We start from the raw sequence: 13,356 nt of genomic DNA on the forward strand, positions 1-13,356 counted from the left end.
CGTCCCGCCCTCGGGTGGGCACGATCAGCTACCCACCGGTCGATGTGCGCGGTCTCGGCCCGCGGGCACGAAGCCGGGGCATAGGCTCGCGACGTGACCGATCCACGACCCGTCCCCCGATCACCCGACGAACTGGCGGCGGCACTGGAATCCACCGGCTATCTCGCCGACGACGGCTTGGCCATGGCCGCGTTCCTTGCATTGCGGATGGGCCGGCCGCTGTTTTGCGAGGGCGAGCCCGGCACCGGCAAGACCTCGCTCGCGGTCGGGCTGTCGCAGGCTCTGCAGTTGCCGCTGATCCGGCTGCAATGTCATGAGGGAATCGACGCCTCGCAGGCGCTCTACGACTGGGACTTCCCTCGCCAACTGCTGCACCTGCGGACGCTCGAGGCGGCCAGTGGCGGCGCCCTCGATGCGGATGAGGCCGAGAGCTCCCTCTATACCGAGCGGTTTCTGCTCGCGCGACCGCTGCTACGCGCGCTGACCGAGGCGCCGTGTGTGCTCCTCGTCGACGAGATCGACCGCGCCGACGACGAGTTCGAGGCGTTCCTGCTGCAGTTGCTCGACGAGAACGCGGTCACGATCCCCGAACTCGGGCGCGTGCAGGCGGAGACTCCACCGCTGGTGATCCTCACCTCCAACCGCACCCGCGAGGTGCACGACGCGCTCAAGCGCCGCTGCCTGTACCACTGGCTCGAGCACCCGAGTCTCGCCCGCGAGATAGCCATCCTGCATCGCCGCGTACCGGGCGTCGGTGACGAACTCGCCGAGCAGGTCGCGCATGCGATCCATGCGTTGCGCAGGATGGAGCTGCTCAAGCCGCCGGGAGTCGCCGAGACCCTGGATTGGGCTCGCGCGCTGCGTGAACTCGATCGCGACGTCCTCGACGCCGAGATCGCCGCGGCAACCTTGGGCGCGGTGCTGAAATACCGCGAGGACCTCGACCGCGTTGTACGCGGCGGGCTGGACCGCCTGCTCGGCGCCGGGAGCGGAGCGAGCGGGCCGAATACAACAGGCGCCGGGAGCGGAGCGAGCGGGCCGAATACAACAGGCGCCGGGAGCGGAGCGAGCGGGCCGAATACAACAGGCGCCGGGAGCGGAGCGAGCGGGCCGAACGAAACCGGCGCATGACCGGCGAACTGGTCGGCATCGCCGGATTTGCTCGGAGCCTGACCAACGCGGGCCTGCCGGTGGCGACCGACTCCGTGGAGGCCTTCGTCCGGGCGTTGCGCGAGATCGATCTCGCCGACGCCGAACAGGTGTATTGGGCGGGCCGGGCGACCCTGTGCCGTGATCCGGACGATCATCCATGCTTCGACCTGGCATTCGACGCCTGGTTCGGTGACCGGATGCCACGGGCGGTCCGACGCCCCACACAACCGAAGCAGAGCCGGATGGCGGCGTTGCGCACGTCCGGGGAAGGCACCACCACCGAATCGGGGTCGCATCTGGCGGTGGCCGCCGACGACACGGAGGTACTGCGGCACCGCGACATCGCGACACTGTCCGCGGCCGAGCGCGCTCACCTGGCCGAACTCGTCGCAACGCTGAAACCGGAGCCACCACGCCGCGCAGCCCTGCGCCGCGCCCCGGCCCGGCGTGGAGCCGTGGACCCGCGCCGCACCGTGCGCGAGATGCTCGCCGCCGGCGGCGAGCCGGTACGCCCGAGCCGACATCGTCCCGCGACCCGGCCGCGACGGGTGGTGTTGCTGATCGACGTCTCCGGTTCGATGAGCCCGTACGCGGACGCGCTGTTGCGCTTTGCACACGTGGTGACCCGGGCGAATCCGGCCGGCACCGAGGTGTTCTCGCTCGGCACCCGACTGACCCGGCTGTCACGGGCATTGCGCGCCCGCGATCCCGAAATGGCACTCGCGGCGGCCGGCCGCGCGGTGCCGGACTGGGCCGGCGGCACCCGGCTCGGCGAGACACTGCAGGCGTTCCTGGACCGCTGGGGCCGGCGCGGACTGGCCCGCGGTGCGGTGGTGGTGATCTTCTCCGACGGCTGGGAACGAGGCGATCCGACCCTCCTGGCGCAGCAGATGGCACAGCTGCACCGGCTCGCCCGGGCCGTGCTGTGGGTCAACCCGCACGCGGGTGCGGCCGGTTACGAGCCCGTGCAGGGCGGGATCGTCGCAGCACTGCCCTATGTCGACCGCCTGCTGGCCGGGCATTCGTTGGCCACCCTGCAGGAACTGCTTGCCGCGGTCCGGGACGCCTGAGGCTGCGATCACCGGCGAATCCCGTGTCTTGACTACGGATTCCACGATTCCGGCTATCTGATGCGGGCGGGCGGCGCAAAGTGATCCGTGAGTGTTTCGCCTAGCACCAACCCACGATTGGCGGCAAGCATTGGAGGCCCTATGCGTATAACAGTCACGGTCGACGGCACGACCTATACCGACGAGGTGGAGCCACGCACGTTACTCGTCCAACACCTCCGGAATCAGCTGGGCAAGGTCGGCACCGTGATCGGATGCGATACCAGCAACTGCGGCGCGTGCACGGTGCTGATGAACGGACACACCGTCAAGTCGTGCTCCGTGCTGGCCGTGCAGGCCGACGGGGCCGACATCACCACCGTCGAGGGCCTGGCCAGAGACGGCACGCTGCATCCGGTCCAGGAGGCCTTCCGCGACAATCACGCCCTGCAGTGCGGTTACTGCACTCCCGGCATGATCATGTCCACCATCGACCTGCTCGGTGACAATCCGAATCCCGACGAAGATGCGGTGCGCGAGGGCCTCGAGGGCAACCTGTGCCGGTGCACCGGCTACCAGAACATCGTCCGGGCCGCGCTCGACGCAGCCGGCCGGATGCAGGGTGCAGGAGGTGCCCAGTGACCGCGACCGTCGAACCAAGCGCCGCCGCCGAACACGAGATCGGCAAGGCCCGCGTCCGCAAGGAGGACGAGCACCTCATCACCGGGCGCACCAAGTGGACCGACAACCTGGTGCTGCCGGGCATGCTGCACGCCGCGCTGCTGCGCAGCCCGATGGCGCACGCGCGGATCACGAACATCGACACCGCAGAGGCCCGCTCGATGCCGGGCGTGGTCGCCGTCTACACCGGCGCCGACCTCGCCGAGGAGCAGGGCAGCCTCCCGAACGCGTGGCAGATCACCCCGGACATGAAGGCGCCGGCGGCACCGTCGCTCGCGGTCGACACCGTCCAGTTCTCGGGCGAGGCAGTCGCGATGGTGATCGCCCGGACCGCCGCTGAGGCCCGCGACGCGAGCGAGGCCATCGACGTCGACTACGAGGAGCTACCGGTGGTGCTCGACCTGGCCGCCGCCGCGCAGGACGGTGCCGACCTGGTGCACCCCGACCTGGGCACCAACGTCAGCGCGGTGTGGGTGTTCGACTCCGCGGAGGCGGGCACCGGAACCGACGTGGCGGACGAGATCCGCAACGCGGAGGTGGTCGTGGAGCGCACCTTCCGCCAGCAACGCCTCATCCCGGCGTTCATGGAGCCGCGCTCGGTGGTCGTCGACCCCACGGCGGCGCAGATCACCATGTGGTCGGCCACCCAGGTCCCGCACATCGTGCGCCTCATGCTCGCCATGACCCTCGGCATCCCCGAGCACAAGATCCGGGTGATCGCCCCCGATGTCGGCGGCGGGTTCGGCGGCAAGCTCCAGGTCACCCCGGAAGAAGTGCTCACCCTGCTCGCGGCGCGGCGGCTCGGAAAGCCGGTGAAGTACACCGAGACCCGCAGTGAGTCGATGCAGGCGGCCCACCACGGCCGCGACCAGATCCAGAAGCTGACGATCGCGGCTCGCCGCGACGGCACGGTCACGGCCATGAAGGCCGAGTTGCTCGCCGACATGGGCGCCTACCTGCGCCTCGTCACGTCCGGCGTGCCGATCCTGGGTGCGTTCATGTACAACGGCATCTACAAGTTCCCGGCCTATCACTTCGCCTGCACCAACGTCTTCACCAACAAGGTGCCCACCGACGCCTACCGCGGCGCCGGGCGTCCCGAGGCCACCTTCGCCATCGAGCGGATGATGGACGAACTCGCCACCGAGCTGTCCATGGACCCGCTCGAGCTGCGGGAGAAGAACTGGATCAAACACGAGGAGTTCCCGTTCGACACGGTCTGCGGGCTGACCTACGACTCGGGCAACTACGAGGCCGCGACCGCGAAGGCGAAGGAGCTGTTCGACTACGACGGACTGCGTCGCGAGCAGGCGCAGCGGCGCGAGCGCGGCGACACCGTGCAACTCGGGATCGGGGTGTCGACGTTCACGGAGATGTGCGGGATCGCGCCGTCACGGATGCTCGGCGCGCTGTCCTACGGTGCCGGTGGCTGGGAACACGCCGCGATCCGGATGCTGCCGACCGGCAAGGTCGAGGTGGTCACCGGAACATCGCCGCACGGACAGGGTCATGAGACCGCCTGGAGTCAGATCGTGGCGGATCGACTCGGCGTGCCGTTCGAGGATGTCGAGGTGCTGCACGGTGACACGCAAACCGCGCCGCGCGGACTGGACACCTACGGTTCCCGGTCGCTCGTGGTCGGCGCTGTCGCGGTCATCAAGGCGGCGGAGAAGGTGGTCGAGAAGGCCCGCCCGATCGCCGCGCATCTGATGGAAGCGGCCGAGGACGACCTGGAGTTCACCGAGGGCAAGTTCACGGTGAAGGGCACCGAGAAGGCGGTCGGCATCACCGACGTCGCACTGGCGGTGTTCGCCGCGCACGACATGCCCGAAGGGGTCGAGCCGAACCTCGATTCCGAGGCGACGTTCGACCCGGAGAGTTTCTCGTTCCCGCACGGCACGCATCTGTGTGCTGCAGAGGTGGATACCGAGACCGGGTTTGTGAAGATCCGCAAGTACGTGTGCGTCGACGACGTCGGGACCGTGGTGAACCCGCTGATCGTGGAGGGACAGGTGCACGGTGGACTCGCCCAGGGCATCGCTCAGGCGCTGTACGAGGACGCCGTGTACGACGAGTCCGGCACGTTGCTGTCCGGTTCGCTGGCGGAGTACCTGGTACCGGCCGCGCCCGACCTCCCGCACTTCGACACCGACCGCACCGAAACCCCTGCGCTCAGCAATCCGCTGGGCGCGAAGGGCGTCGGCGAGGCGGGAACCATCGCGTCCACACCGGCGGTGGTCAATTCGGTGCTCGATGCGCTGCGCCCTCTCGGCGTGCGCGATGTAGAGATGCCGTGCAGTCCGATGCGTGTCTGGAAAGCGATCCAATCCGCCCAGGGAGGTGCCCAGTGATTCCGGCCAGCTTCGACTACGTCGCCCCGACCAGCCTGGCCGACGCGATCTCGGCGCTCGCCGACGCCGGCGAGGACGCCAAGATCATCGCCGGCGGACAGAGCCTGATGCCGGTGCTGCGCCTGCGGCTGAACTCACCGAGCACGCTCGTCGACCTCGGGCGGATCGAGGAGTTGCGCGGGGTGCGCGATGATGGCGAGTCGATCGTCGTCGGGGCGATGACCACGCATCACAACGTCATGAACGACGCACTCGTGGTCGAACATGCGGCGTTGCTCGCCGAGGCCACGCAGACGGTGGCGGACCCGCAGATCCGTCACCGCGGCACATTCGGTGGTTCACTCGCCCATGCCGACCCGGCCGGGGATCTGGGCGCGGCGGCGCTGGCGCTCGACGCGAAGCTGACCATCGCAGGGCCCAACGGGCAGCGCACCATCGGCGCGGAAGAATTCTTCACCGACTTCTTCACCACCGCGCTCGAACCCGACGAGATCCTGGTCCATGTGCGTATCCCCAAGCACACCGGGTGGACCGCGCACTACGAGAAGTTCCATCGAGTGGCGCAGAGTTGGTCGATGATCGCCGTCGCCGCGACGCTCGACGTCGACGGCGGAGTGATCCGCAACGCCGCCGTGGCGCTGACCAACATGGGCGCGGTGCCGGTGCGGGCGCGCACGGTGGAGCAGGCCCTCGTCGGGCAGTCCGCGGACACCGACGTGATTCGGGCAGCCGCCGAACACGCCGCCGAGGGCACCGATCCGTTGAGCGACCCCAACGCCGACGCCGAGTACCGCACCCATCTGGCGAAGGTGCTCACACGCCGCGCCGTCGTCACAGCGGCGGGGGTCTGACCATGCAACTGGAACACACGTTCTCCGTCGACGCACCCCTCGCGGATGTGTGGGCGGCCCTGATCGAACCGGAGCGGGTGGCGGGGTGTATGCCCGGCGCCAGCCTGACCGGAGTCGACGGGGACTCCTTCACCGGACAGATCAAGGTCAAGATCGGCCCGGTCGCCCTGGTGTACAAGGGCACCGGCGCGTTCATCGAGAAGGACGAGGGTGCACACCGCGCCGTGATCGAGGGCAACGCGAAGGAGTCGCGGGGCCAGGGCACAGCGAAGGCCACCGTCACGATGTCACTCAAGGACGAGGGTGACAAGACCACCGGCACCGTCGTCACCGACCTGGCCATCACCGGCAAACCGGCGCAGTTCGGCCGGGGCATGCTCTCGGACGTGGGCGGCAAGATCATCGAGCAGTTCGCGTCGTGCCTGTCGAGCAAGCTCGCCGGGCCGGAGCCGGAAGCGCAGCCGGCCGCCGAGGGCGCGGTCGTCTCGGCCGGCGCGGCGGCACAGCCCGCGGAGGCCGAGGCGCTCGACCTGATGCAGTACGCCGGCGGTTCGGTGCTGAAGCGGGTCGGGCCGATCGTCGGTGCGGTCGTGATCGCCGCGATCCTGTTCGTCCTGGTGCGCCGGCTGCGTCGCTGACCGATTCCTGGGGCGCGTCGGGCCACCCGGCCCCGCGCGCCTCAGTCCGGGTGCGACTGGGCGTGTTCCGGCGAGTCGTCGCCCGCCGGCCGGGCCCCGCCCACTTGGTCGGCCAGTTCCAATCCCGCGCCCGCGTAGACGTTGAAGGCGATATCGACGCCGTGTTCCTTGGCCCAGGCCACCTCGTCGTCGTATCGGGCGACCGAGGCGACCTGGCCGCTGAATCCCGACTCGCGCAGACATTCCAGCGCGGTGACGTTGGCGCCGTGACGCGGCATGGCCAGCACGGCGATGCGGACCGACTGCGAGCGTCGCAGCTGGTTCCAGAAGTCGAGGTCGGTGGCGTCGCCCTCGATGACCCGGAGGCCCTCCTCCTTGAGCCGGCCGATCCGGGGTCCGTCGTAGTCGACACCGACGACCCGCAGCCGATAGTGATCGGTCAGCCGTCGGTAGGCGGCGGCCCCGACCCGGCCCATCCCGATCACCACGACCTCGGCGTCGCCGGCGTCGCCGGGACGCTCCTCCGGGTGCAACGTGCGTTCGTCCTGGGCGGGCAGCCGCGCCGCGATCTTCTCCACCATCAGGTGCCCGCGCCCGTTGACCAGTGCCGACACCACGAAGCTCAGGGCAACCGCGATGGACATCTCCACCAGCCACTCCTGCCCCAACATGTCGGCGGTGACCCCGACCGACACCACGATCAGTCCGAACTCGGAGAAGTTCATCAGCCCCAGCCCGCCGAGTATCGCGGTGCGGTAGCGCAGCTTCATCAACGACAGCAGCCCCACGTACAGCGCCGCCTTGAACGGCAGGAGCAGCAGCATGAGCACGGCGACACCGATGGTCGGCAGATCGGGCAGCCCGGTCAGTCCGATCGACACGAAGAACGCCACGAGCAGTAGTTCCTTGATGTGGAACAGGGAACGGGCGAGTTCGGAGGAGGCCGGGTGCGAGGCGAGCAGCACACCGACGATGAGGGCACCGAGGTCACCTTTGAGTCCGACGGCGGTGAACCAGGCGTACCCGGGCACGAGCGCCATGACGATGCCGAACAGCGACTGCATCTCGCCGTGGCCCAACCGGCTCCAGATTCTGCGCAGCACGTAGGTCAGCGGAAACAGCCCCACCAGCGTCACCGCCCACGGGCTGGGCGGATGGCCGCTGGTCACGGTCAGGAAGATCACCGCGGCGATGTCCTGCATGACCAGGATGCCGATGGCGACGCGGCCGTACAGCGAATGCGATTCACCGCGCTCCTCGAGGATCTTGACCACGAACACGGTGCTGGAGAACGACAGCGCGAAGGCCAGCAGGGCGATCGTCTGCAGGCTCTGGCCCGCCAGCATCGCCATACCGGCCACCGCGGCGAGCCACATGACGACGCTGCCGACGATGACGCTGATCAACAGATGTACGGAGGTGGTCAGCCACACCTCGCGACGCAGCAGGATGCGCACGTTGAGCTTGAGTCCGATCGCGAACAGCAGCAGCGTGACGCCGAGGTCCGCCAGCACGTCCAGCTGCGGCAGTTCCTCCACATCCAGGGCGTTGATGACGAACCCGGCCGCCAGAAATCCGACCAGGGGAGGCAGGCGTAGCGCCATCGCGAGGCCGCCGAGACCGAAGGTGATGACGAGATAGATGGCGACAGTTGTCACGCGCTCCCCCTGCTCTTAGGGTGGGCGGCCGCCACGACCGTCGACCACGCCGATGTGCTGTTTGCGGTCTACTAGTATCCCGGCAAATGCCGCATTCCGCTGTGGTCGACCAGCGGGGTCGAGTCCTATGGATACATCCCGCAATCGTGGGTGGTCTGTTGAGACGGCGCGGATACTGGCTTCGTGGGCTCGGCGAAGTCGGCCGCTCGGTGGCCGAGAAGAGTGCAGCGGCGAGACGGGCGACTGGTGGCCTTTGACGTGAAGCGGATCGAGTCGGCGATCGCGCGGGCGGCACGCGAAGTCGGAGATCCGCAGTCACGGCTGCCCACCGAGGTGGCTGCCGCGGTCGCAGACGCGCTCGCGACCCGGCCACACACCGGGCAAGTCACCGTCGAGGAAGTGCAGGACCTCGTCGAGACGCAGCTCAACGCGGCGGGGCGGTCCGACATCGCGCGGGCCTATATCGTCTATCGGCAGCGTCGTGCCGAACTGCGTGCCGCGAAGGCGCTCGTGGGCGTCCGCGACGAGCTGAAGCTGAGCCTGGCCGCGGTGACGGTGCTCAACGACCGATACCTGCTTCGCGACGAGCAGGGCCGGGCCACGGAATCGACCGGCGAGCTGATGGACCGCGTCGCCGTCCACGTGGCGGCGACCGAGGACACCCACCGCGCGGGGTCGTCGGCGCAGTGGGCCGAGCGCTTCTCCGCGCTGCTGCGCGGGCTGGAGTTCTTGCCGAACTCGCCGACGTTGATGAACGCGGGGACACGGATCGGGTTCCTTTCCGGTTGTGTCGTTCTGCCACTCGACGATTCGCTGCGGTCGATCTTCACCACGCTTGGGCACGCCGCCGAGATCCACCAGGCCGGAGGCGGCACCGGCTATGCGTTCTCCCACCTGCGACCGGCGGGTGACTTCGTCGCTGGTACCGGCGGCATGTCGAGCGGACCGATGTCTTTCCTGCGGCTCTTCGACACCGCTTCGGACGTGGTGTCCATGGCCGGGCGCCGTCGGGGTGCCAACATGGCCGTGCTGGACGTGTCGCACCCGGACGTCTACGAGTTCGCCACCGCCAAGGCCGGCGCGAGGGACGAACTGTCTCACTTCAATCTCTCGGTGGGCGTCACCGACGCGTTCTTACGGGCCGTCGAGCGCGGCGCCACTCACCGCCTGGTCAATCCGCGCACGCACAAGACCGTCGCGCGGGTATCGGCCGCGGATCTTTTCGGCGCGATCTGCGAGGCGGCGCACGCCTGCGGGGATCCGGGACTGCTGTTCCTCGACGCGATAAACCGCGCGAACCCGCTGCCGCACCGTGGCCGGATCGAGGCCACGAACCCATGCGGCGAGGTTCCGTTGCTCCCCCACGAGTCCTGCAACCTGGGCTCGATCAACCTTGCGCGGATGTGTGCCCACGGCACCGTCGACTGGGATCGACTCACAGCGGTGACGACTGAGGCGGTCAGGTTTCTTGACGACGTCATCGACGTCAATGTCTATCCGTTCGGCGAACTGGCCGACGCCAGCCATGCGAGCCGCAAGGTCGGGCTGGGGATGATGGGTCTGGCGGAACTGCTGGCGGCCTTGGGGATTCCCTATGACAGCGACGAGGCCGTTCGGTTGGCCGGACGTATCGCCGCCCATATCCAGCGCGCGGCGCACGCGGCGTCGGCAGAGCTTGCCGTCGAGCGAGGACCGTTTCCGGCGTTCGCGGACAGCAGATTTGCCGCGTCGCAGCCGATCCGCAATGCGCAACTCACCTCGGTGGCGCCGACAGGGACGATCTCGTTGATCGCCGGCACCACCGCCGGGATCGAACCGATGTTCGCGATCGCTTACACACGCTCCGTGCTGGGCCGGCACCTTCTCGAGGTCAACCCCTGCTTCGACCGGCTCGCGCGCGACCAGGGCTTCTACACCGACTCGCTCGCCACCGAGATCGCGCAGAAGGGCGGAGTGCGGGCCTACCCGGGTGTTCCCGCGGCGGTGCGTGCGGCGTTTCCCACCGCGCTGGAGATTGCACCCGAATGGCATCTGAGGATCCAGGCCGCCGTGCAGCGCCACGTCGACGCCGCGGTGTCCAAGACCGTGAATCTTCCGGCGACGGCGACGGTCGACGACGTTCGCGCGATCTACCTGGCCGCATGGAAGGCAAAGGTCAAGGGCGTGACCGTCTATCGATATGGCAGCCGCGAGGGACAGGTGCTCACGTTCGCGGCAGACCGGTCGGCGATTCCACGGGCCGACACGTCGTTCAGCGGCGGCTGTGCGGGCCGTGTCTGTGATTTCTGACTGCGGGGATATCCGAATGCATGCCGTCACCGAGGCTTCACTTCGGATTCATCCCGCCGACGTAGGTTCGCAAGTGCTTTCGCACACCGACGTGTAGGACGTACACATGGCGGATCATCGGACGGAAATCACACTCCCGGACTCGCTGCGCGGTATGGACGACCTCGCACTCGACATGCGGCTCATCGCATCGCACCGGGCCGATCGCGTCTGGAGTCGCGTCAATCCGGAGCTCTGGGCCGCGTCGCGCAATCCCTGGGCGGCGCTCAAATCGATCGGCCAGGCCCAGCTCGAGGAGCTGGGCAGCGACGACGAGTTCGTGACCCAAGTACGCGCTCTGATCGAGGATCGCCGACGACGCAACAGCGACCCGTACTGGTTTCCTCGCTCGGAGGCGTCGAAGACGCTGAATCTCACCGCATACTTCAGCATGGAATTCGGGCTCTCCGAGGCGTTGCCGATCTACGCCGGCGGGCTCGGCGTGTTGGCGGGCGATCACATGAAGTCGTCGACCGATCTCGGTGCGCCGGTGGTCGGCGTCGGCCTCCTGTACCAGCAGGGATACTTTCGCCAGGCGCTCGACTCGCAGGGCAATCAGCGCGAGCTGTACCCGTTCAGCGATCCCAGCGAGATTCCGGTGCAGCGGTTGCGCGGCAAAGACGGTGCCTGGATCCGCATCCCGCTCGATTTTCCGGGCCGGACGGTGCACTTGCGCGCCTGGGAGGTGAACGTCGGCCGGCTGTCGTTGTACCTGCTGGACAGCAACGATCCGGCCAACGAACCGTCCGATCGCGGTATCACGGCACATCTCTACGAGGCCGATCCCCAGGTGCGGTGGGAGCAGGAGATGGCACTCGGGTTCGGCGGCTGGCGGCTGTTGCGCGAAATCGGACTCGATCCGGACGTCTGTCACCTCAACGAAGGGCATGCCGCCTTCGCAGTACTGGAACGCGCCCGGTGGATCGCCCGGGACCAGAACGTGCCGTTCGCCGTCGCGCTGACCATCGCACGCGCAGGCACCGTGTTCACCACACACACGCCCGTCGCCGCGGCCTTCGACCGATTCGATCCCGGCTACGTCGCAAGCTACCTGTCGCCGTTCGCGGCCGAGATGCGGGTGAGCATCGGCGAGATCCTCGGCTTGGGCCGCATGCATCCGAAAGACGATTCCGAACCGTTCAACATGGCGTATCTCGCGATTCGCGGGGCGTCACGCATCAACGGCGTGAGTCGGCTGCACGGCGAGGTCAGTCGCGAGCTCTTCGCGGATCTGTTCCCCCGCTGCCCGATCGAGGAGGTTCCGGTCGGGCACGTCACCAACGGCGTCCACGTTCCCTCATGGGATACGCCGGCCGCCGACGAGCTGTGGACGGACGCGGAGCTACGTCATCAGTGGCTGGGTCGTCCAACACCGATCGGCGAGCGGGTGGACAAGCTCCCAGCGTCCGAGTTGTGGCGGATGCGCAATCGAAACCGCGAGCGCTTCGTGCTCTGGGCGCGCCGCCGGCTGGCGCGTCAAGCGACGATCGCCGGGGCCGACGCCGACCACATCGATGAAGCACAGCGTGTCTTCGACCCGGACGTCCTGACGCTGGGCTTCGCCCGGCGGTTCACCGAATACAAACGAATCGGCCTTCTGCTGCATGATCCCGGCCGCTTCGCGCGCATCCTGACAAATCTCGAACGTCCCGTCCAGATCGCCGTCGCCGGGAAGGCACATCCTGCCGACACGTTCGGTAAGGCGATGATCCAGCGTTGGTACGAGTTCTCGCAACGTCCAGAGCTTCGCTCGCACGTCGCGTTCATCTCCGACTACGACCTGCTGCTCGCCGAACAGCTCGTCGGTGGCATCGACGTGTGGGTCAACACACCGCGCCGGCCGTGGGAGGCCAGCGGGACGAGCGGGATGAAAGTGCTCGTCAACGGCGGCCTCAACCTGTCGGAGCTGGACGGCTGGTGGGCCGAAGCACATACCTCGCAGGTCGGATGGGCGATCGGTGACGGACAGGAACACGACGACGCCGCAGAGTGGGATGCCGAGGAGGCGAACAACCTGTATGCGCTGCTGGAGAACGAAATCGTGCCGATGTTCTACGCGCGCGACGAGCGGGGGATTCCGGGGGACTGGATCAAGCGTGTGCGGGAGAGCATGGCGACCTTGACTCCCCGGTTCTCGTCGGAACGAATGGTCCGCCAGTACGTCGAGGAACTCTATGCCCCCTCGGCTGTCGCCTACCGCATCCGCCTGGCCGACCACTGCCGGGTCGGCATCGACATACAGCGCTGGCGGGAGATGATCGCGAACTACTGGGGAGACGTGTCGTTCGGCGCGCTCCACATCAAGGCGACCGCGGCCGGGACGGACTTCCGGGTCCTTGTGTCGCTCGGCGCGATCGGACCGGACGCGGTGCAGGTGCAGCTGTACGCAGCCGCCTGGGAGCACGGCGGGACCGAACGAATACCGATGGAGCGTGGCGACGAGGTGATCCGTGGAACATTCAGTTACCACGCCCACGTCGAAGGGCCGCGACCGCCCGACGCGTACACCCCCCGTGTCGTGCCGTACCACCCGAACGCGTCGGTTCCGCTCGAAGCCGTAGAGGTCTGCTGGTACGCACACTGAGATGGCCGACTACCGAGATGCCCCGCCGTCACGTTGGGGCGGGTTGTCGTCACGCAAGCCCGTC

8 protein-coding genes and 1 pseudogene are annotated in these 13,356 nt (G+C 68.1%); 8 read left to right on the plus strand and 1 reads right to left on the minus strand.

Annotation, left to right across the window (positions count from 1 at the left end; genetic code table 11):
* Positions 1-93 precede the first annotated feature (93 nt).
* From GORHZ_RS28855 to GORHZ_RS28880, 6 genes and pseudogenes are all read left to right on the plus strand, one after another.
* Positions 94-978 (plus strand): annotated as a pseudogene (locus GORHZ_RS28855) (AAA family ATPase); the annotation flags it as partial.
* 149 nt (positions 979-1,127) lie between these two features.
* Complete coding sequence (locus GORHZ_RS28860) at positions 1,128-2,222, plus strand: vWA domain-containing protein (RefSeq protein WP_006339529.1); 1,095 nt, start codon at positions 1,128-1,130, stop codon at positions 2,220-2,222.
* A 141-nt stretch (positions 2,223-2,363) separates the two neighbouring features.
* Positions 2,364-2,843, plus strand: coding sequence for a (2Fe-2S)-binding protein (locus GORHZ_RS28865; RefSeq protein WP_006339530.1), 480 nt, complete (start codon positions 2,364-2,366; stop codon positions 2,841-2,843).
* A complete protein-coding gene (locus tag GORHZ_RS28870; protein WP_006339531.1) occupies positions 2,840-5,233 on the plus strand; it encodes a xanthine dehydrogenase family protein molybdopterin-binding subunit in 2,394 nt (797 codons plus the stop codon). The genes GORHZ_RS28865 and GORHZ_RS28870 overlap by 4 nt, the downstream gene beginning before the upstream one ends.
* Entirely contained in the window at positions 5,230-6,084 is an 855-nt protein-coding gene (locus GORHZ_RS28875) for an FAD binding domain-containing protein (RefSeq protein WP_006339532.1), read from the plus strand. The genes GORHZ_RS28870 and GORHZ_RS28875 overlap by 4 nt, the downstream gene beginning before the upstream one ends.
* 2 nt (positions 6,085-6,086) lie before the next feature.
* Positions 6,087-6,722: an SRPBCC family protein gene (locus GORHZ_RS28880; RefSeq protein WP_006339533.1), complete on the plus strand. Its 636-nt coding sequence runs from the start codon at positions 6,087-6,089 to the stop codon at positions 6,720-6,722.
* A gap of 41 nt (positions 6,723-6,763) precedes the next feature.
* On the opposite strand, the gene GORHZ_RS28885 is transcribed toward GORHZ_RS28880, so the two are convergent.
* Positions 6,764-8,380 (minus strand): cation:proton antiporter domain-containing protein, encoded by a 1,617-nt coding sequence (locus tag GORHZ_RS28885; RefSeq protein ID WP_006339534.1) that lies wholly within the window; start codon positions 8,378-8,380, stop codon positions 6,764-6,766.
* A gap of 183 nt (positions 8,381-8,563) precedes the next feature.
* Here GORHZ_RS28885 and GORHZ_RS28890 point away from each other — a divergent pair, with 183 nt between their 5' ends.
* Complete coding sequence (locus tag GORHZ_RS28890; RefSeq protein WP_040533974.1) at positions 8,564-10,669, plus strand: adenosylcobalamin-dependent ribonucleoside-diphosphate reductase; 2,106 nt, start codon at positions 8,564-8,566, stop codon at positions 10,667-10,669.
* Positions 10,670-10,775: 106 nt separating this feature from the next.
* Positions 10,776-13,292, plus strand: coding sequence for an alpha-glucan family phosphorylase (gene glgP, locus GORHZ_RS28895; protein WP_006339545.1), 2,517 nt, complete (start codon positions 10,776-10,778; stop codon positions 13,290-13,292).
* Positions 13,293-13,356 lie beyond the last annotated feature (64 nt).

Source organism: Gordonia rhizosphera NBRC 16068 (assembly GCF_000298195.1).
In the GTDB taxonomy this organism is placed as follows: Bacteria; Actinomycetota; Actinomycetes; order Mycobacteriales; family Mycobacteriaceae; genus Gordonia; species Gordonia rhizosphera.

What these genes read in the sequence shown, in the direction of transcription:
- GORHZ_RS28860 (WP_006339529.1), top strand. Translation starts at nt 1,128, where the DNA reads ATGACCGGCGAACTGGTCGGCATCGCCGGATTTGCTCGGAGCCTGACC.
- GORHZ_RS28865 (WP_006339530.1), top strand. Translation starts at nt 2,364, where the DNA reads ATGCGTATAACAGTCACGGTCGACGGCACGACCTATACCGACGAGGTG.
- GORHZ_RS28880 (WP_006339533.1), top strand. Translation starts at nt 6,087, where the DNA reads ATGCAACTGGAACACACGTTCTCCGTCGACGCACCCCTCGCGGATGTG.
- glgP (WP_006339545.1), top strand. Translation starts at nt 10,776, where the DNA reads ATGGCGGATCATCGGACGGAAATCACACTCCCGGACTCGCTGCGCGGT.